This window comes from Chryseobacterium vietnamense (genome assembly GCF_031454475.1).
Taxonomy (GTDB): domain Bacteria; phylum Bacteroidota; class Bacteroidia; order Flavobacteriales; family Weeksellaceae; genus Chryseobacterium; species Chryseobacterium vietnamense.
On sequence record NZ_JAVDQX010000002.1, the window covers coordinates 664440 to 684309 of the forward strand.

The window sequence follows — 19870 nt, forward strand, 5'->3', positions numbered from 1 at the left end:
AAAGAATAAATACAATGACACACATAGAAAACATACAAAAACTATTCTCGAAAGACTTTGTAGAAAGTCCGCTGCTGGAAAGTTTTGAAGTAGGAAAGATTTATCTTTCAAGCGGGAAACTGGTTGCGTGTGATCCTTTGATCACTAATGATATGCTTCCTTTCACTACAGAATTTCCCAAGGGAGATTTTTCAGTAATGTTACACAAAGAAAGAGACAGCAACTGTGTTGCCTATGCCGAAATTATATTCAATAATTCTGAAATTAAAGAATGGAAAATGGCCACCACCGCAGGACAGAAAATGAAAGATCTTGAGGAGGGCGAGGTTTTTGGATATCCTGTAGAAAGTGGGATGGGATGTCTGATGGATGTTGATACCCAAAACAGCCTTAATGAACTAGAGCGAAGATTATATCAAAATAAAGGAGGCGATTTTATGGGAATCTACGAAGAGTTTTTCCATGATTACTTCTTTGATGAAAATGGAGCAATAGATCAGTATGCTTTTCTGAAACCTGCCAAGGAACATCCCGGAACTATATTTGCTTTTGAAACCGGATATGGAGAAGGATTTTACGCAAGTTATATAGCTTACAACAAAGATCAGCAACCAGTGAAAATAATTACTGAATTTATTGAAATAAGTTAATTATAAATTAGTTATTTTTGAGACACAATTTTGTCAGTTATAAATTTTAAAGCTAATGAATTTCTCATCAGAACAACCTCGTATTATTGTTGTGGGCAGCTCATCGATAGATTTGGTTCTTGAAACCGAAAAACTTCCTTTGCCTAATGAAACCGTCTTAGCTATCAAATCAGATAGTTACTTTGGAGGTAAGGGTGCTAATCAGTCCGTAGGTACAGCCAGGTTGGGAGCAAGTGTATACTTTATAGGATGCGTTGGTATGGATCCTCTTGGACAACAGATCATGAGGAATCTGGTAAGCGAAAATGTAAATGTAGGATTTGTTCATGAAACGGATAAAGAAGCTACAGGAACTGCCTATGTGACGACTTCTCACGGAAATGCTGCTATTGTGGTAGTACCGGCGGCCAACAAGTATCTTAGCAAATCGCATATAGACGAAGCGGATAAATATTTTCATACCACTGATCTTGTGCTGGTTCAGCTTGAAGTTTCTATGGATGTTGTGGAGCATACCGTTAGGAAAGCTAAGAAATATGGGAAGAAAGTAGGGTTGTATGCTTCTCCGGCAATGAGAGTCAACGAAGAAATTTTAGAAATGGTTGACTTTATCGTGGCTAAAAGTAATGAGCTGTACGTTATTTTTGGAGAAGAAAAAAGAGAAGAAGTTCTTAAAAAATATTTCAATAAGGTATTTGTAAGAGATGATACCAATTCAACCATTTATTTTGATGGTACAGAAATGAAATATTACAGAAACGATAAGGACGAAAAAGTATATAAAATGGGAATGGGTGATGCATTTACATCAGGATTTGCCATTGCATTATGCCATGGGAATTCTATTGAAGAATGTGTGAAATTCGGAAATGAAGTTTCATCAAGGGTTTCCGGAGGCAAAGGCTCTCAGACAGGGCTTCCGAGAATCTCAGATTTCTTTTAGCTATTTACCACATATCAAAAGTTTAAAACTTAATACAAACATATAAGTAAAATGTCCACTTTTATAGTGGATTTTTTCTTTTTATACTATGGAAAAACTAATACTAACCACGGATGATAATATCAGACTAACAGCCCATTTGTTTAAACCGGAAACAGATCATGGGAAACTATTACTGATCAATTCAGCAACAGGGGTAAAGCAGCAGGTCTATTTTTCTTTTGCCAGCTACTTTTGCGAACAGGGGTTTACAGTGATAACCTATGACTACAGAGGAATAGGACTTTCCAAACCGAAAAATATGAGGGGATTTCATGGCTCTATGAGGCTTTGGGGATCAAAAGATTATAAAGCGGTCACTCAATATATCAAATCAGAGTTTAAAGACTATAAAAAGTACTGTCTGGGCCATTCTGTAGGCGCACTCATTCTCGGAATGAATGAAGATTCCAACATCTTTGAAGAATTTGTTTTTGTAGGAACACAAAATGCCTTTGTAGGAAACCTTAAAGGGAGAACAAAAGTTGAAGCGTATTTAGGCTTTGGAATAGCACAGCCTTTAACGACTTCATTGTTAGGATATTTTCCTGCACATTGGTTTGGGCTTGGAGAAAGTCTTCCAAAAAATTGCGCATATGACTGGAGAACCTTAATTTTAAACAAGAAATCAACCAACAAGCTGTTGGAAAAAACCGATGACTTTTCTAAAAATCTGACCCAGAAAGTATTTGTAATCCGCGCTGAAGATGATGTATGGCTTACGGAAAAAGGCGTATTAAGTTTATTAAATAATACTTATTCCAACCTTAAACCTACTTACAGGCTGGTAGCTGCTTCAGAATCGGATAAACAGGAAATAGGACATATCAATTTTTTTAGAAGTTACAACAGCAAACTCTGGGATATTATTTTAAATGAACTGACAGATAAATGAAAAGTACGATTGACAACACAGTAGCATTTGTAAAAGAAAAATTAGAAGGAGCAGAAGCCGGACATGACTGGTTTCATATTGAAAGAGTCTGGAAACTGGCTGCTCAGATAGCAGAAACAGAAGATTGTGACAAAGAGGTAGTAGAATTGTCTGCACTTCTTCACGATATTGCTGATCCTAAATTTCATAACGGTGACGAAACCATTGCTCCCAAAATATCCAGAGCATTTCTTGAAGATCAGAAGGTGTCTGAAGAAACCATCCGCAAGGTTTTATTTGTGATCGAAAATATTTCGTTCAAAAACAGAGATCAGGCTCCGGCAAACCCTCCCATTGAACTTCAGATTGTGCAGGATGCCGATCGTATTGATGCCATAGGCGCTATTGGAATTGCCAGAACATTCAATTTTGGAGGCTTTAAAAATAACCTGATGTATCATCCGGATATAAAACCCAAATTAGGAATGTCCAAAGAAGAATATAAAAAATCTGACGGGACAACAATCAATCATTTCTATGAAAAGTTATTGCTTCTGAAAGATATGATGAATACTGAAAAAGGAAAAAAAATGGCAGAAGAAAGACACCACTATATGTTGGATTTCCTGGATCAGTTTTATAAGGAATGGAATGTAGAGTAGAAGATACCATTAGAATAAATTGAATCTGCTTTAAGCATATCAAAAATTAATGATCCGAACCAATAGAGTATACAACATTTGGTTCGGATCATTTTTATATAAAGATATACCTATCAGCTCAAAGGGAAATAAAGGTGAAAAAACCATTTTTTATGACTGGCTAAAATTAAAAAATTGACATCAGACAACGATAAAATAGAGAGAAGAAGTATCTTTGTAAAATATGACACTTATTATTTTTATCATATTTCTGGCTTGTGTCCTTTCATTGGTCCTGTTTAAGGTTAAATCGGGAAGTATGGCCAAGTGGGCAAAGCTGTTTCGTATTGTAACAGTTGTTTTTTCAATTTCTGTTTTTACCTATTGGTTTATCAAGAAAAGTGCTGTGGCATTTGTGGATAATTCTGTGGGGCTACAGGTGGTTAATAAACTTCCGCAGGCATTGGATTTTTATCTGATCAAAGTAAATAAAACAGATCAGAATACAACCCTTGAGCCTAAGCATATTGGAAAAATACGCCCGGAGTATTACAGGATAGAATATCTGAAAATGGATAAATCTGATGAATACTGGATTGTAGGCTATCTTGGAAAGAAAAACCTGGTGTACTTTTCTCAACATTCTGTTCCTAATAAGAATATTGATCAGATTGTAGAAGTGCAGAACTACATCAATCAAAGTATGAAGCTTTCTGATGCGGCCAAAAAGCAGGTGGACGCTTATAATTATGAGAATACAAAACTGGGAATCTGGATCACACTGGACTTTCTGCTTCTATTTCTCAATCTCGTATTGCTTCTCAGAAAAAATAAATAAAAAAGGTAATGAGTTTCCTATACTCATTACCTTTTTAGTTTCTCTTAAGGATAATCCAGAATCTGCATAATCTGTTCCTTAAATTCTTCAGGACAGGCTTTGATAAGTTTATCCTTATTTTGTTTACTGATTTCTTTGGGGTCAAGCCATTCGCTCTTATTGGAATTTAAACTGTGATTATCATATACTCTTTTTATGGTACGGTTTTCATAAAAAATATAGTCATCACCAAGCCAGTTGGTAGCGATACTGATTGTACAAATTTCCTTTTCCATAATTTATGTTTTAAAGCTAATGTTTAGTGAATTACATCATACTCTAATATACGAATTTTTTCGTTACAGAAAGGAATCATTGCAGTCTGAGATATCAGTTGAAATGAAGGTATTTAAATTTTATCTTAGTATTTGTCTTATACTCTGCTAAAAGAGTGTTCCGGTATTTTCTGTTGCCATTTGCGGAACATGAATATCTGTTTTCCATTCTTCATTCATCTTTTTTATAAAATAGGCAGATAGTAAAGGAGAGGCTTTTTCAATGTTCTGGTGTACGAAAAAGTAAAGATTCTGAAGGCCTTCTTTTTTCCATTGGGCAAGATGTTTCAGCCAGTCATCCAGTCTCTCGTAGTCACTTTCTGCGTTAGCTCCTACATAACGGATAAATGCATTAGGGGTGGTAAGGCGCATGTGAAGCATGTCTCTTCTTCCGGCAGTATCTACAATGATATTGGTGATATTATGTGCCTCGAAAAGTTCACATGTGGTGTTCAGGATTTCTTCATCGGTAAACCATTCTGTATTTCGAAGTTCTATGGCTAATGGAACTTCTTTTGGCCATTCTTTTACAAACTTTTCCAGTCTGTCATAATCCTTGGGTTTAAAATTATCATGAAGCTGAAGGAAAGCCATTCCCAGTTTTTCATCAAAATTGATAACAGCAGAAGCGAAATGCGTCACAGGATCAGTAACATCAATCAGTCTTCTGAAATGGGAAACGGTATTGGTGATCTTAGGGAAGAATTTAAAATTTTCCGGCGTTTTTTCTTTCCAGGTTTTTACCTGATCGGGAGTTGGCATTCCATAGAAAGTTGCATTCAATTCGATAGAATTAAACTGAGTGGCATAATAGGTGAGTTCATCCTTAGTTCCTTTAGGATAGAAGCCTTTAAGGTCTGTTTTATTCCATTTCGCACATCCGATTGAAATATTTTCCAGACCCTTTTTATTGAGGGCCAGTATTTCCTTGGTTTTAGGATGATCTTTAGGTAATGTGAAATCTATTTTTGAAGGATCTTCTACTTGTCCGAATTTCATATCTGTAGTTTTGGTATTAAACAATAAACACAAATATAAACCAAAAAAACCATAGAATTTTCTATGATTTTTAATGGAAATAATTGTATTGAAGATACTTATTTTTTAATGATTTTTTGGGTAGCCTGAGTTTTGTCTGTTGTAACTTTTATAATATAAACGGCAGTAGGATAGCCTGAAAGATCAATATTTACAATAGGCTTACTGAAGTTTCTGTCAAAAATAAGTCTTTCCTGAGAATCAATAAGCTTTACATTTTTTATAGAAGCTTCGGCGCTTACCTGCAGGATATCTTTTACCGGATTAGGGAAGACTTTGATCTGTTTTGTATTGAAGTTTGCGTTGTCACTCTTTAAGAAAGAATTGCTGCAGTTTGTGGTAAATGTAATATCAGGATACATGGTCTGAAGTTCATTCAGTTGAGCATCATCCACACAAACGGATAAATTAGAATTGTTATTGGTGAGATCAATCAAATCTTCTGTAGAACCGTTTCTCAGATTAGCAGAAGTGAGATTAGACATATTCCATAAAGTAGCAGATTCCAGATGTGATGATGTGGAAAGATCAAGTTGGATAATCTTAGGACAGGTATTAAAATGTACATTCTTCAGATTAATATTAGCTGCAGTATTGATTGGGGTAAGCAAAGGTAGATTGGCTAATGTTAATGATTCTAAATTTGTATTATTTGAAGTATTAACTGAAGTAAGCAAATCATTATAGGAAAGGTTCAAGGATTGTAGATTAGCGCAATCTTTGGTATCCAGAGTGGATATTTTTGTGTTGCTTACCGCAATATCTTTAAATCCGGTACATTGGGTGAGGTTGATTTCTTCTAAATCAGAGAACATATACCCGATTGACAGATTCTGCAGTCCCGGACAGTTCTCTAAATCAAGTTTTCTTAAATCGTTATTATTGTCGAATGAGAAATTCGTGAGTGCAATACAGTTGTTGGTGAAAATGTTCTGGAGATTGTTTGCGCCTTGTGTACCGTTGCTCATAAACCGATCTGTTTTTAAGGTATGCAGATAAGAGAGGTTACTTGTGTTTACTGTATTCATATATCCGCAGGAGTTAGTGAGATCAATGCTTTCCAATTTTTGAGCGGCGCTGAAGTTTACATTATTGGTGATCTTTTGATTAAAAGCCTTCAGGGTTTTTAGTTTTGGAAGCCCTGCAAGGTTTAAAGTATTAACATCCCCAAAATAAATTCCGGAAGTGGTAGAGTATAGGTATCTGTTATAGAAAGAACAATCTAATTCTTCAAGGTTAATCAGTCCTGTTGTACTAAAATCAATTGAGGGTGCATTCAGTCCCGTTATTTTCTTTAAAGAAGAGCAGCCATTAAGGTTTACATCAGAGAAATAGGATCCTGTTGAATCATAATGATCTGTATCTGCAATGATCTCCTGCAGGTTTGTACAATTATTGGCAATCAGTTCAATATTCTGTTCTGAATACCCCGAAGAACTGAAACCTCCTGTTACTGAAATTTTGGTTAACGTATTCAGATTAGGAACAGCAATTTTTTCCAGAAATTGACAGGAATCGAATGTAAGAGTTTGAATATTGGAATTCTCAATATACAGCTCTTTAAGCTCGGAGGAACTAATCACTGCATTATTGTTGATCTGCTGACAGTTTTTTATTCTTAAACTGTTTTCATCAGGAGTCCATTGATTACCAGATATTTGATAGGCGATGATATCGGCAATATTTTGAATTCCTGAACAGTTGTCAAAAGAAAGGTTAATAGGAGATGCCATATATTGCTCTCCCTGTGACAAGTCGTAATAAAAAGGTCTTCCCTGAACTTTTTTGATTTTAGTATTATTTGTAAAGCTGATGTTGGCCGTCTTGGTATTCCAGAAATAAAGTTCCTCGAGATTGGAGAACAGTAATGCATCTGTAATCCCATCTGGCAAATGGCTGTTGTAGTATGTACTGTTGATGTTATTCGGGTCAAATGTATCACCATTAGGATCAATATACATCTGGGCGGAATCTAACCTGATCGTCAGGATTTTAACCTGTTGCGCTTCCGAAGGCTGAATCTCTCCATCTCCGTTATTGTCTATGGCAATAGAATTTCCGTTAAAGTCTTGTGCAATCTGGTTCGTTGAGTTTGAACTTAGGATTAAAGCTTTAAATTTTGCATCAGAAAAATTCAGATTCTGAGAGTAAGCGATGGAAAATCCGCTTACCCATAAGGTAAATAAAAGTTTTTTCATATTTGAGTTTTAGCTATCAGATAATGATACAAATCTCTTTGTGTACAATCTGATGTTATAAATATAATATCTTTTTTTAAAAAAGATTCCTTTTAGTTGCTTATGTGCTTATTTTTTGATTTTAAGTAATAATGAATAAGGAAAATTTATTATGATTTAATTTTCTTTTAAATATTTTAAGTTTTTTTGCTACATTTTTGTTGTAAAGAAAGGAGTATCTCTTAATTTTTTTGCATAAATGGCCTGTAAAAGCTCTGATAAATAAAAAAACACACTAAAAAGTGTGCTTTTTTAAATATAGCGTGTTTATTACTTGGTCTTATGCCTCACAGCTTGAACATGATACGAAGTTAACCATCATTTCTTTTGAAACGGATGAACTTCTTTGGTAGTAAAGTGTTTTTACTCCTTTTTTCCAGGCTTCAATATAAAGGTAGTTAACATCTTTTACAGGCATTGTAGAAGGAATCTGAAGATTCAGTGACTGTGCCTGATCAATGTATTGCTGTCTCTGTGCAGCCTGAGAGATGATCTCCATTGGAGAAATTTCTTTGAACGTTTTGAATACCGCCTTTTCTTCAGGAGTAAGCTCGTTCAGGTGTTGTACCGATCCATGGTTGAGCATAATTGTTCTCCATGTTTCTTCGTTATCCAATCCTTTTTCTTTCAATAGTTTTGCAAGGTATTTGTTCTTACGCATAAAGTTTCCTTTCGCAAGACCTGCTTTATAATAATTAGAAGAGAAAGGCTCGATTCCCGGAGAAGTCTGTCCTAAAATTGCAGAACTTGAAGTGGTAGGAGCGATAGCCATTGTTGTGGTATTTCTTAATCCGTAACCTTTCAATACTTCCGGTTCTCCATAGATGTTGGCAAGCTCTCTTGAAGCCTGTTCAGCCTGATCTTTGATATGTCTGAATGCTCTTGCGTTGAACTGAGTAGCTTCAAAGCTTTCAAACGGAATCATGTTTTTCTGTAAATAAGAATGGTATCCTAAAACTCCTAATCCAAGAGCTCTGTGACGCATCGCAAAGTTTCTTGCACCCTGTAAGTAATAGTTACCTTCAGTTTTGTCAATAAACTCAGATAATACAGCATCAAGGAAGTATACTGCTAATTTTACTGCATCAGTATCTTTCCACTCATCATATAGCTCAAGATTCATGGAAGATAAACAGCAGATGAAAGATTCTTCCATAGTAGATGGAAGCATGATTTCAGAACAAAGATTACTTGCGTTCACCGTCATTCCTAAATCTTTATATACCTGAGGTTTATTTCTGTTCACGTTGTCTGTGAAAAAAATGTATGGAAGACCTTTTTGCTGGCGGCTTTCCAATACTCTTGCCCAAACTTTACGTTTCTCCATATCACCGTCTATCATATCCTGCATCCAGTAATCCGGTACACAAACTCCGGTAAACAGGTTCTGAATCGGGCTACCGATATCTTTAATGGATAAAAATTCTTCAATATCTCCGTGGTCAATATCTAAATAAGCCGCAAAAGCACCTCTTCTTACACCTCCCTGAGAAACCACATCCATAGCTGTGTCAAAAAGTTTCATGAATGAAACTGCTCCGGAAGACTTTCCGTTATCCGTCACTGCGGTTCCTCTGTTTCTTAATTCCCCAAAATAACCTGAAGTACCACCTCCGATTTTAGTCTGCATAATGACCTCACCCATTTTGTGAGTGATTCCTTCAATGCTGTCCGGAATGTGAACATTGAAACATGAGATAGGAAGACCTCTTTCAGTTCCCATATTAGCCCATACAGGAGAAGAGAAGCTGATCCATCCTTTTGTGATCATTTCTTTGAATGCCGGTTGAAGTTCAGGTTTGTATAACCTTTTTGCAGCGGCAGTGGTAATTCTGTCGATAGCTCCGTCTACCGTTTCACCTTTCAACAGATATCCTCTGTTCAGCATTTGCTCAGACTCTTCATTGAGCCACCATATATTTGAATTTTGTTCTTCCATAGATGTTATATTTTCGAATTCCGGAATGAGAAAGTCACTCCGGAATTTTGTTTTTTATAGTATTGATTGTAAAATTTCTACTTTGTGGGAACCGTTCAGCCCGCTTTCGTCTCTTAATCTCTGAAATTCTTTAAAAGACGGAACATTCAAAACTTCATGCTGAACTTCTTCATTGATATAGTTTGAATAATGTACAAAAGTAACCCCATCTTCCTTTACAAAAACTTTATATTCAAAGGTGGAAGGATCTAAATTTTTAAAATCTTCCAAAAACTTTTGAATATTGGTTTTATTGTTCGGAACAAATTCGGGTTTTACCGTATAGGTTACTATTACATTGATCATTTCTTTTGTATTTGTGCTTTATTCATGAACAGCAATTCCACTTATTAATCAGAAAAGGATTAATCCTGATCCTGACTGCTTTGACGCTCGCTTCGCTCGCGCCCCAATATTAAAACAAATCGTTTGCTGTAATACTCTTGTCGTGCTTCGTATAGTCTACAGGTCTTTTGGCAAAGAAATCATCTAATGAATTGGCAAAAACTTCTTCCTCGAACCATACCATTGGTCTGTACTGCTCAGGAGTAATGTTGTATCTTGTTTTCATATTGATTTTCTTCAAGCTGTCATCTACACGGTATTTCATGAAGTTAAGAAGATCTTCTTTGGAAACGTTGTCGATTTCTCCCAGTTCAAAGATCCAGCTAAGGATATCACCTTCTCTTGCGATAGACTCATCTACTAAAGTATAGATATCTTCGATATCGCTGTCTGTTAATAAGTCAGGTTGTTCCTCACGGATCTTGTTGATCAGGTAAATTCCTGCATTCGCGTGAATCTGCTCATCTACGGAAGTCCATGCAATGATATTGGAAACATTTTTCATGAAACCTTTGAATCTTGTGAAAGAAAGGATGATGGCAAACTGCGAGAAAAGAGAAACGTTTTCTACTAAAATACTGAATAAAAGTAAAGCAGAAACATACTCTTTAGGTGTTGCAGAATTAGCATGTTTTAAAGCATTTCCAAGGAACTCAATTCTTCCTTTTACAGCAGGAATTTCGATCACGTTAAGGAATTCATCATTATATCCTAATACCTCTAATAAACGGGAATATGCTTCAGAATGACGAAACTCGCATTCTGCAAAAGTAGATCCTAATCCATTGAATTCCGGCTTTGGTAGGTGGTTGTATAAATTCCCCCAGAATGTCTTTACAGACACCTCGATCTGTGCAATGGCTAACAGCGCATTTTTCACAGCATGCTTTTCATGTGGTTCCAACTGCGAATGAAAATCCTGAACATCTGCAGTAAAGTCCACTTCCGAATGCACCCAGAACGATTTGTTGATGGCTTCTACAAATTGAAGAACCTCCGGGTATTCAAATGGCTTATAACTTACTCTTTTATCAAAAATTCCCATATTAAATATCTTTATAATTAAATAATTTAGATCCTTGTGGATAACGTTCCGGAAATACTTAACTTTTTGTTTATCTGTGAATTGTGAATTAAAGTTATTCACTTCCCCAAATTCATATTTCTTGTAAAGAACTAATAGCAAAGTTCGAAAAAAAGAACTGATTTTGAAAGAGGTAAATACTAATAGGCTGACTTTTAGCTTGAAAAGTTTTCCACATTTACATGAAACTGGCTCGAATAATAGGCTAGACAGCAATCTTGGGGATAAATAGATATAAATAATGAGTTACAGTTAAACGGTATTTTATAAAGTATTATAAACAAAGGCTTAGTGTGTTAAACAAAAAAATATTTGAATAAATTTTTATTCTTGTAACAATTTGAAAATATCATCTACTTATTGGTTATAAAACATACATCACTTAATGTTAGTAATTCAGGATTTAAATAAGTCATACGATACAGGGAAAAGCAAGCTTCATGTTCTCAAAGGAATTAATCTGAATATTTCTGAAGGGGAGTTTGTTTCCATTATGGGAAGTTCCGGTTCCGGAAAATCTACACTTCTTAATATTATTGGGATTCTGGATGAAAAAGATTCAGGAACCTATGAGTTGGATGGAGTACCTATCGAGCATTTATCTGAAGTAAAAGCTGCAGAATACAGAAGCAGATTCTTAGGATTTATTTTCCAGTCTTTTAACCTTATCAATTATAAAACAGCTTTAGAAAATGTAGCCCTTCCTCTGTACTACCAGAATGTGCCGAGAAAAGAGCGAAATCAGAAAGCTATGGAATACCTGGAGAAAGTAGGATTGGCACAGTGGGCTAATCACCTTCCAAGTGAGCTTTCAGGAGGACAGAAGCAGAGAGTAGCTATCGCAAGAGCTTTGATTACAGATCCTAAAGTAGTACTGGCAGATGAGCCAACCGGAGCTTTGGACTCCAAAACTACTCATGATATTATGAAACTGCTTCAGGATATCAATAACGAAGGAAAAACAATCATCGTTGTAACCCACGAACCTGATGTTGCTGCGCAGACCAAAAGAAACGTTGTACTGAAGGACGGAATTATTGAAAGTGATGAGTTTATTAAGCAGATTGTACTATAAGTGAATAGTGAATGGTCAATTTTGCTTCACAAGTGAATTTACAATGAGAAGGATCAATAATTTATAACACACAGACAAATGAATATGAAAAAAAATAAAAATGTTTTTAAAACTGAACCATTATAAGCTTGACGTTTATCAGTCAGCCAGAGAATTAAGAATAGAATGTTATAAAGTTTTATCTAAAATTCCTGATCATGAAAAGTTTAATATAATTGACCAGATACGAAGAGCTTCTACTTCTGTAGTATTAAATATTACCGAAGGATGTTCAAGAAAATCTGAACTGGAAAGGAAAAGATATTTTGAAATTGCCAGAGGTTCAGTCATTGAGTTGGATTCTTGTTTTGATATCGTTATAGAATGTAATTATATTCAAATAGAAGAATTAACAAAAATTGGAAATTTAATAAAAACAGCATTTATCTTGTTAAGTAAAATGTTGAAAAAAGATTAGAAATGTGAAAAATAATTAGAGCGTAATTAAAGTCTGATGAAGAAACAAATTGACAACAAAGTTAATTGACTTCGAAGGAAATTGAGAGAGCAGCTAATTGACTTTTTTACAAAGTAAAAAAATAAAAACTATGTTTGACCTAGATCGTTGGCAGGAAATATTCAGTTCTATCCGTAGTAATGTACTTCGGACGGTGCTTTCAGGGTTTACGGTAGCTTTGGGACTGTTTATTTTCATTGTACTTTTTGGAATTGGAACGGGGCTTCAGAATGCTTTCTCTGAAGGATTCTCAGGTGATGCCAAAAATCTGATTACCATTACTACAGGAAAAACAACATTGGCCTATAAGGGATTGCAGTCTGATCGTACAGTTACGCTGAATAATGGAGACTATGATTTTCTTATTAATGCTGATAAAAAAAATGTAGGAGCTTCCAGCCCGAGATATAATGCCAGCTTAATGGTGAAATATGGTAAAGAAAGCGGGATTTATCAGATTCATGGAGCCGAACCGGGAGAGCAGGTGATTGAGAACAGGAAAATGATTGATGGAAGATATATTACTCCAAGAGACCTGGAAGGAAAGCAAAATGTCGCAGTCATTGGAAGAATGGTACAGAGAGACCTGATTAAGAACGGAAGTCCCGTAGGAAAAGAACTGGATATCAATGGAACCATGTTTAAAGTGGTAGGAGTATTTTCAGACGATGGAGGAGACTGGGACGAAAGACATATCACTGTTCCTATTACCACCTTGCAACAGATGAAAAAGGGCTCTGATACAGTAAATATCGCTTACATTTCATATAGTGATAAGCTGACTCCTGATCAGGCTATCAAATACGGGGATGAGCTTAAAGATAAATTGAAATCGAGAAAAAATGTTTCTCCTGATGATGAAAACGGAGTTCGTGTCTGGAACAATGCCAAGAATATGAATGATACATTCATGTTTATGGCGGTACTTACCGCTATTGTAGGATTTATCGGATTAGGGACACTGCTTGCCGGAATCATTGGGATCAGCAACATTATGGTGTATATCGTTAAAGAAAGAACCAAAGAAATCGGAGTACGAAAAGCGATTGGTGCAAAACCAAGTGGAATCGTAGGTCTGATTGTTCAGGAAAGTGTTGTGATTACAGTCGTATCAGGACTTGTGGGAGTGGGAATAGGTGTTCTTACCCTAAACCTTATCGGTAACAGTCTTGAAGAGTTTTTTATCAAAAACCCAAGTGTAGGCTGGGGATCCATTATTATGGCATTTATTGCACTGATTTTCTCAGGACTGATCGCGGGATTTGTACCGGCATACAGAGCGTCAAGAATCAAACCGATCGAAGCGTTGAGAACAGAATAATTTGCTCAAAGACAAAAGAGAACGAATTAATAGAATTCAAAACTGATAATTTATAACTTATAATTCAACAAGGTGAATATCATATTTAAAAAAGATACTTGGCAGGAAATTTATTATTCATTAAGGAATAATAAACTCCGGACATTTCTTACCATGATTGGCGTAGGATGGGGGATGTTTTTGTATGTAAGTCTTCTTGGAGCCGCAAAAGGAATGGAGAATGGTTTTGATAAATTATTTTCCGGGTTTGCCACCAACTCAATCTTCCTGTGGGCGCAGAAAACATCTATTCCATACGAAGGATTTCCTAAAGGAAGAGAAGTTCACCTGAACCTGAATGATATGGAAATGCTGAAAAGAAAAGTAACAGCCATAGATTATATTTCGCCCCAAAATGCAAGAGGAAGCTTTACCGGAACTCCCGGAGAAGCCATGTCCAGAAACGGAAAAAACGGAACCTATTCGCTTACGGGAGATTACTCTGTAGGAAATAAGATTTCAGAAAAGAAACTGATTTTCGGACGCTATATCAATGATGCCGATGTTTCCGGAAATAAAAATGTAGTAGTCATTGGAGAAGAAATTTATAAAAACTTCTTTGATTCCAAGAAAAAAGAGAATCCAATAGGAAAATCAATCAATATTAAAGGACTTTTCTTTAATGTCATTGGAGTTTTCCGTGTGAAAAAAGGAGGTGGTTTTGAAAATGATCAGACCGCTTTTATTCCACTTTCCACTTATACGAAAATGTATAATGCCGGAGACCAGATAGACATGTTTGCTATTGTCAGTAAACCGAATGCCAACGTCAATTCTGTGGAAGAAGATGTAAAACAGGTGTTAAAAACAAAGAATAAAGTATCTCCCGAAGATACCAATGCTTTCGGAAGTTTCAACCTTGGAAAAGAATTTAAAAAGCTGACAGGTTTCCTTACGGGAATGCAGCTGTTAACAATTATTGTGGGTACACTGACTATTCTTGCAGGAGTAATTGCAATTTCAAATATCCTTTTGATTACGGTAAAAGAAAGAACCAAAGAAATCGGAATCAGAAGAGCATTGGGAGCGAAGCCTGCCGAAGTGAGAAATCAGATTTTGCTGGAAAGTGTTGTCATTACACTCTCCTCAGGATTAATAGGCTTTATGTCCGGGATTTTCGTCCTCATGATTCTCAATGCCGTTACGCAAGGTCAGGATTCATTTCCTTTCTATAATCCCACCGTAAACTATGGAAACGTATTTGCCGCAATGGCTGTCATGGTGATTCTGGGGTTGATCATCGGGATGATTCCGGCACAGAGAGCTGTAAAGATCAGACCTATTGAAGCTTTAAGAACAGAATAATTAATTTGAAAATAAAACAATTTTAAGATTTAAGAATAAAAAAGAATATAGAGAATCAAACTTTGAACTTAAATCTTTCAATCTATTTAATAAAAAATAAACTATACATATGAAAAAGAAATTCACCTGGAAAAAAGCCATTTATATAGTCTTGGGGCTTTTATTTGCAGTGGCATTGTTCTCGGGGCTTGGCTATCTTGTAAAATCTAACTCTAAAGAAGGTGAGGAGTTCCTTACCCGTAAGCCTACTGTCCAGAATATGGATGATAAAGTAATGGCCACAGGGAAAATTGTTCCAAAAGAAGAAATTGAAATCAAACCCAATATTGCAGGGATTATCGATAAGATTTTAGTAAAAGAAGGAGATAAAGTAGAAGTAGGGCAATTGATTGCTACTGTAAAAATTGTTCCAAGCATCTCTGAAGTTAACGCTGCTCAGCAGGAAGTTCAGAATGCACAGATCCAGATCAGCAATGCACAGATGAATGTAGGAAATATGCAAAAGCAGTTTGAAATGCAGGACAAATTATACAAGCAGGGAGTAGCTTCTAAACAGGAGTATCTGAACTCTCAGCAGCAGCTGTATTCTCAACAGCAGACGTTGAAAAATGCCCAGCAGCAATTGAATACCGCTCAGAAAAGATTACAGATCGCTAAAACAGGAGCAACTCCTGAACTTAAAGGACAAGGCCTGGCTACTACAGAAATTCGCTCCAAAGCCTCAGGTACTGTACTTGAAGTTCCGGTAAAAGCAGGAAGTCAGGTGATTGAAGCCAATAACTTTAACGCGGGAACTACAATCTGTTCAGTGGCGGATTTGAACGTCCTGATCTTTAAAGGCGAAATCGATGAAGCACAAGCAGGAAAACTGAGTGAAGGAATGGATATGAACATCGTGATCGGTGCTCTTCAAAATAAAACATTCCCTGGAAAATTAACAATGATTGCTCCAAAAGGGAAAGATAATGCAGGAACTATTAAATTTCCGGTAGAAGGTAATGTATCTAATCCTAATAATGAGTATATTAGAGCAGGTTTTTCTGCGAATGGTGAAATTGTCTTGAGTTCTCAGAAAAATGCATTATTATTGGATGAGTCTTTAGTGCAGTATGAAAAGAAACAAGGAAAAGATGTTCCTTTCGTAGAGGTAAAACAAAAGGACGGGAAATTCAAAAAAGTATATGTGAAACTGGGAGCAAGTGACGGAATCAACGTTCAGGTTCTTCCGGGATCAAATATCACAAAAGATACCGAAGTGAAAGTTTGGAACCCTTCTGATAAAGACAAAGAAGAGCTTAAAGAAAAAGCAAGTAAAAAATAATAAACTACACTATACACTTTTAAACTGTGAATCCCGGAGGAATTTTTTTCTCCGGGATTCTTTTTTAGATCAAAACTTTTACAAGTGTAAATTCCTATATTTGAATTGATAATCTATGAAAAATGTGCAGATACGCCGGGAAAACTTATAAATCACATTACGTATGCTTTAAATGCAGAAAATCATTTAAGCAGCAAGATGTATATGATATTATAAAAAGGGTAGAAAAAGAAAAAGTATACCGTGAGCCTGATGGGAAGGTAATTCGTAAAGTAGGATCTGTTTTTACAAAGACAGAAACTGCAGAACTGCAAAAAATGGTTTCAGAGATTGAAAACAGAACTATAAAATGTCCTGAATGCAGCAATGTGATGGCTGATCTGGGGAAAGATTTCAAAGCCCCTAAAAAAACAGCTGTTAAAGAATGGAAGATTGTAGAAAGCCTTTTTAAAACAGGAAAATGCTTCCATTCCTGTGGCTGCGACGGAATAGGATATATTCCTGAAAATCCTAAAGACTATGAAACATACCTGAATGATATATTGAAAACCTATCAGGAATACTTAGCTGCCTGCCAGAAAACTCCTATGGAAGAATGTCCTGAGAAGATTGAAGAAATTAACTATTGGGCTGACAAAATTCAAAAAATAAAAAGTGAAATAATTAATAATAAATTCGAAAAGGCATAAGAATGTAACAAATCGTGAATTCAAAATGTCTTACTTTTAAATTTCAAACTATATCCCATGAAAAAAGACTACTGGATTCTGTTACTTTTTATCATTGCAAAGTTTGCCCTCCAATACTCGTTGATAAGTCCTGAGTATGAATTGCACAGAGATGAATACCTGCACCTTGATCAGGCTAATCATCTTGCATGGGGATATCTCTCCGTTCCTCCCGTTAACTCCTGGTTAGCATGGATGATTAAAATATTAGGGAATTCCGTCTTTTGGGTTAAATTTTTTCCAGCGCTGTTCGGAGCTTTGACCATTGTACTGACATGGAAAGTTGTTGAAGAACTTAATGGAAGCCTCTTTGCCAAAATACTTGCTTCTTTAGGGATTCTGTTCTCAGTACTCCTCCGGATAAATATGCTGTTTCAGCCCAACTCTTTAGAAATTTTTCTGTGGCTGTTCCTTTATTATGCCTTGATTAAATATTTCAATTCTTCAAAAGTAAAATGGCTTTACATTGGTGCCGCCATTGTGGGAATAGGAATATTAAATAAATACAACATTGCTTTTTCATTATTAGGGCTTATTCCCGCATTACTGTTGACAGAGCAAAGGAAGATTTTTATACAGCCTCACGTGTATTGGGCTGCTCTTTTAGCTTTAATTATTATTTTTCCGAATCTTCTCTGGCAGTATCAGAATCAGTTTCCGGTTATTCATCATATGAAAGAACTTTCCGAAAAACAGCTTGTGCATGTGGATAGAATGGATTTTATGAAATCTCAGATTTTATTTTTTGTTGGAGTTATTTTTGTTCTTGTTGCAGGCTTGGGAGCATTGCTTTTGTACAAGCCTTTTGAAAAATTCAGGTTTTTCTTTTGGAGTTATATCATCACTATTACTCTGTTTTTGTTTTTTAAAGCAAAAGATTATTATGCAATAGGGCTTTATCCGGTTTATATTGCTTTTGGTGCTGTTTTTTTCGGACATCTATTTGAAACCGGCTGGAAGAGGTTTTTGAAACCGGTCAGCGTACTTATCCCTGTACTTTTATTTCTTCCTTTATATAATGTAGCCTTCCCGAATAAAAGCCCTGAATATATTGTGTCTCACCAGGATCAATACAAAAAATTCGGACTTCTTCGCTGGGAAGATGGAAAAGATCATCCTTTGCCACAGGATTTTGCTGATATGCAAGGCTGGAAAGAGCTGGCTCAAAAAGTAGATAAAGAATATTCCAGGCTGTCAAAAACCGGAAATACCATGGTGCTATGTGATAATTATGGTCAGACCGGAGCTATCAATTACTATTCAAAAGCGGGCGTTACGGCAATGTCATTTCATGCAGATTATATTAATTGGATCGATGTAAGCAGGAAATATAAAAATGTCATTAGAATAAAGGATGCTCCTGAAGCAGGGAAAGAACTTAAAGAATCCGGTTCTTTTTTTGAAGTTGCAGGAATAACTGATTCTATTACCAATCCATACGCAAGAGAAAGAGGAACTGCAATTTTCAGTTTACAGGGAGCAAAAATAGACATCAATAAAAGAATTCAGGATGAAATTACTGAAATCAAAAATGAGTGGAAATAGTTTTCAATCAGAATAAAAATGATGATTTGCAGACAGGATAAAGTTAATAGATAAAAGTTATTGCAACTTCATTGCATTAATTGATTTTAAGTTAACTTTGCATTATCAATTATCAATTATCAATTATCAATTATCAATTATCAACTGAGCTATGGAAAACAAAAACTTTGATGTCATCATAACAGGAGGAAGCTATTCAGGATTATCAGCAGGAATGTCTTTAGGAAGATCTTTAAGAAATGTCCTGATTATTGATAACGGAAAACCTTGCAACAGACAAACACCGCATTCCCATAATTTTGTTACTCATGATGGCAAAACACCATCGGAAATTGCACAGCTTGCTAAAAAAGATGTCGAAAAATACAATACAGTTCAATTTTATAACGGAACTGTAGTGAAAACACAAAAGACAACCGAAGGTTTTGAGATTGAAACTTCGTCTGGTGAAAAATTTAATGCTAAAAAACTTATCCTGGCTTCAGGAGTTAAAGATATTATGCCGGATATTCCCGGATTTGCAGAATGCTGGGGGATTTCTGTGATCCACTGCCCATACTGTCATGGCTATGAAGTAAAAAACGAGGTTACCGGAATTCTTTCCAATGGAGATATGGCTTACGAATTTTCAAAACTGATTTTTAATCTGACTAAAAATCTCACTCTGTTTACCAATGGAAAAGCAGCTCTTACTGAAGAACAGCTTGAAAAACTGAAACAGAATAAAATTATTCTTAACGAAGATGAAATTGAAAGTATACAACATACAAACGGCTCCATTCAAAAAATAATTTTTAAAAACGGAAAAGAAATTCCTCTACAGGCTTTGTATGCGAAAATTCCTTTTGAACAAAACCTGAATGTCTCCGATGATCTGGGATGCGAACTGACAGAACAGGGATTTATTAAAGTTGATATGATGCAGAAAACAACCGTTCCCGGAGTTTTTGCCTGTGGCGATAATGTAACCATGATGCGTTCCGTAGCCAATGCCGTTGCACAGGGAAATTTTGCAGGTGCAGTGGTAAATAAGGAACTGTCAGATGAAGAATTTTAGAA

19 protein-coding genes are annotated in these 19870 nt (G+C 35.8%); 13 read left to right on the top strand and 6 right to left on the bottom strand.

All coding sequences use genetic code 11. The annotated features are described in order from the left end of the window. Positions 1-14: 14 nt before the first annotated feature. The 5 genes from J2786_RS12290 (at position 15) to J2786_RS12310 (ending at position 3985) form a co-directional block, all read left to right on the top strand. The gene (locus tag J2786_RS12290; protein ID WP_047434634.1) at positions 15-650 is read left to right on the top strand and encodes a DUF4241 domain-containing protein; all 636 of its coding nucleotides are present in this window, start codon (positions 15-17) and stop codon (positions 648-650) included. 55 nt (positions 651-705) lie between these two features. Further along, entirely contained in the window at positions 706-1593 is an 888-nt protein-coding gene (locus tag J2786_RS12295) for a ribokinase (protein WP_047434628.1), read from the top strand. Between the two features lie 88 nt (positions 1594-1681). Continuing rightward, positions 1682-2527, top strand: a complete 846-nt coding sequence (locus tag J2786_RS12300) for an alpha/beta hydrolase family protein (RefSeq protein WP_047434627.1) — start codon at positions 1682-1684, stop codon at positions 2525-2527. After that, complete coding sequence (locus tag J2786_RS12305) at positions 2524-3168, top strand: HD domain-containing protein (protein ID WP_047434625.1); 645 nt, start codon at positions 2524-2526, stop codon at positions 3166-3168. The genes J2786_RS12300 and J2786_RS12305 overlap by 4 nt, the downstream gene beginning before the upstream one ends. Before the next feature lie 223 nt (positions 3169-3391). Next, entirely contained in the window at positions 3392-3985 is a 594-nt protein-coding gene (locus tag J2786_RS12310) for a hypothetical protein (RefSeq protein WP_082002026.1), read from the top strand. Positions 3986-4029: 44 nt separating this feature from the next. On the opposite strand, the gene J2786_RS12315 is transcribed toward J2786_RS12310, so the two are convergent. The 6 genes from J2786_RS12315 to J2786_RS12340 form a co-directional block, all read right to left on the bottom strand. Continuing rightward, a complete protein-coding gene (locus J2786_RS12315) occupies positions 4030-4260 on the bottom strand; it encodes a hypothetical protein (protein ID WP_047434622.1) in 231 nt (76 codons plus the stop codon). A 147-nt stretch (positions 4261-4407) separates the two neighbouring features. Beyond that, a complete protein-coding gene (locus J2786_RS12320) occupies positions 4408-5298 on the bottom strand; it encodes a DUF72 domain-containing protein (RefSeq protein ID WP_047435883.1) in 891 nt (296 codons plus the stop codon). A gap of 98 nt (positions 5299-5396) precedes the next feature. Then, entirely contained in the window at positions 5397-7535 is a 2139-nt protein-coding gene (locus J2786_RS12325; RefSeq protein WP_310025408.1) for a T9SS type A sorting domain-containing protein, read from the bottom strand. A 319-nt stretch (positions 7536-7854) separates the two neighbouring features. After that, positions 7855-9513, bottom strand: coding sequence for a ribonucleoside-diphosphate reductase subunit alpha (locus J2786_RS12330; RefSeq protein WP_047434618.1), 1659 nt, complete (start codon positions 9511-9513; stop codon positions 7855-7857). Between the two features lie 54 nt (positions 9514-9567). Then, entirely contained in the window at positions 9568-9858 is a 291-nt protein-coding gene (locus J2786_RS12335; protein WP_047434615.1) for a hypothetical protein, read from the bottom strand. A 109-nt stretch (positions 9859-9967) separates the two neighbouring features. Next, positions 9968-10942, bottom strand: a complete 975-nt coding sequence (locus tag J2786_RS12340; RefSeq protein WP_041461620.1) for a ribonucleotide-diphosphate reductase subunit beta — start codon at positions 10940-10942, stop codon at positions 9968-9970. A 424-nt stretch (positions 10943-11366) separates the two neighbouring features. Between J2786_RS12340 and J2786_RS12345 the strand changes: the two genes are divergently transcribed. From J2786_RS12345 to J2786_RS12380, 8 genes are all read left to right on the top strand, one after another. Further along, complete coding sequence (locus tag J2786_RS12345; RefSeq protein ID WP_034699055.1) at positions 11367-12056, top strand: ABC transporter ATP-binding protein; 690 nt, start codon at positions 11367-11369, stop codon at positions 12054-12056. Positions 12057-12156: 100 nt separating this feature from the next. After that, positions 12157-12513, top strand: coding sequence for a four helix bundle protein (locus J2786_RS12350; protein WP_047434612.1), 357 nt, complete (start codon positions 12157-12159; stop codon positions 12511-12513). A 130-nt stretch (positions 12514-12643) separates the two neighbouring features. Further along, positions 12644-13873, top strand: coding sequence for an ABC transporter permease (locus J2786_RS12355; protein WP_047434610.1), 1230 nt, complete (start codon positions 12644-12646; stop codon positions 13871-13873). A gap of 72 nt (positions 13874-13945) precedes the next feature. Next, on the top strand, positions 13946-15217 hold the full coding sequence (locus J2786_RS12360) for an ABC transporter permease (protein WP_047434606.1): 1272 nt from the start codon (positions 13946-13948) through the stop codon (positions 15215-15217). A gap of 109 nt (positions 15218-15326) precedes the next feature. Then, entirely contained in the window at positions 15327-16538 is a 1212-nt protein-coding gene (locus J2786_RS12365; RefSeq protein ID WP_047434604.1) for an efflux RND transporter periplasmic adaptor subunit, read from the top strand. Positions 16539-16660: 122 nt separating this feature from the next. After that, a complete protein-coding gene (locus J2786_RS12370) occupies positions 16661-17227 on the top strand; it encodes a hypothetical protein (protein WP_047434602.1) in 567 nt (188 codons plus the stop codon). Between the two features lie 57 nt (positions 17228-17284). Next, positions 17285-18811, top strand: coding sequence for a glycosyltransferase family 39 protein (locus J2786_RS12375; protein WP_310025414.1), 1527 nt, complete (start codon positions 17285-17287; stop codon positions 18809-18811). A gap of 151 nt (positions 18812-18962) precedes the next feature. After that, on the top strand, positions 18963-19868 hold the full coding sequence (locus tag J2786_RS12380) for an NAD(P)/FAD-dependent oxidoreductase (RefSeq protein ID WP_047434596.1): 906 nt from the start codon (positions 18963-18965) through the stop codon (positions 19866-19868). Positions 19869-19870 lie beyond the last annotated feature (2 nt).

Coding starts and splice junctions, on each gene's coding strand:
- J2786_RS12315 (WP_047434622.1), bottom strand. CDS start 4,260: ATGGAAAAGGAAATTTGTACAATCAGTATCGCTACCAACTGGCTTGGT.
- J2786_RS12355 (WP_047434610.1), top strand. CDS start 12,644: ATGTTTGACCTAGATCGTTGGCAGGAAATATTCAGTTCTATCCGTAGT.
- J2786_RS12300 (WP_047434627.1), top strand. CDS start 1,682: ATGGAAAAACTAATACTAACCACGGATGATAATATCAGACTAACAGCC.
- J2786_RS12310 (WP_082002026.1), top strand. CDS start 3,392: ATGACACTTATTATTTTTATCATATTTCTGGCTTGTGTCCTTTCATTG.
- J2786_RS12375 (WP_310025414.1), top strand. CDS start 17,285: ATGAAAAAAGACTACTGGATTCTGTTACTTTTTATCATTGCAAAGTTT.
- J2786_RS12335 (WP_047434615.1), bottom strand. CDS start 9,858: ATGATCAATGTAATAGTAACCTATACGGTAAAACCCGAATTTGTTCCG.
- J2786_RS12345 (WP_034699055.1), top strand. CDS start 11,367: ATGTTAGTAATTCAGGATTTAAATAAGTCATACGATACAGGGAAAAGC.
- J2786_RS12305 (WP_047434625.1), top strand. CDS start 2,524: ATGAAAAGTACGATTGACAACACAGTAGCATTTGTAAAAGAAAAATTA.
- J2786_RS12325 (WP_310025408.1), bottom strand. CDS start 7,535: ATGAAAAAACTTTTATTTACCTTATGGGTAAGCGGATTTTCCATCGCT.
- J2786_RS12330 (WP_047434618.1), bottom strand. CDS start 9,513: ATGGAAGAACAAAATTCAAATATATGGTGGCTCAATGAAGAGTCTGAG.
- J2786_RS12320 (WP_047435883.1), bottom strand. CDS start 5,298: ATGAAATTCGGACAAGTAGAAGATCCTTCAAAAATAGATTTCACATTA.
- J2786_RS12340 (WP_041461620.1), bottom strand. CDS start 10,942: ATGGGAATTTTTGATAAAAGAGTAAGTTATAAGCCATTTGAATACCCG.
- J2786_RS12380 (WP_047434596.1), top strand. CDS start 18,963: ATGGAAAACAAAAACTTTGATGTCATCATAACAGGAGGAAGCTATTCA.
- J2786_RS12295 (WP_047434628.1), top strand. CDS start 706: ATGAATTTCTCATCAGAACAACCTCGTATTATTGTTGTGGGCAGCTCA.
- J2786_RS12290 (WP_047434634.1), top strand. CDS start 15: ATGACACACATAGAAAACATACAAAAACTATTCTCGAAAGACTTTGTA.
- J2786_RS12350 (WP_047434612.1), top strand. CDS start 12,157: ATGTTTTTAAAACTGAACCATTATAAGCTTGACGTTTATCAGTCAGCC.
- J2786_RS12370 (WP_047434602.1), top strand. CDS start 16,661: ATGTGCAGATACGCCGGGAAAACTTATAAATCACATTACGTATGCTTT.
- J2786_RS12365 (WP_047434604.1), top strand. CDS start 15,327: ATGAAAAAGAAATTCACCTGGAAAAAAGCCATTTATATAGTCTTGGGG.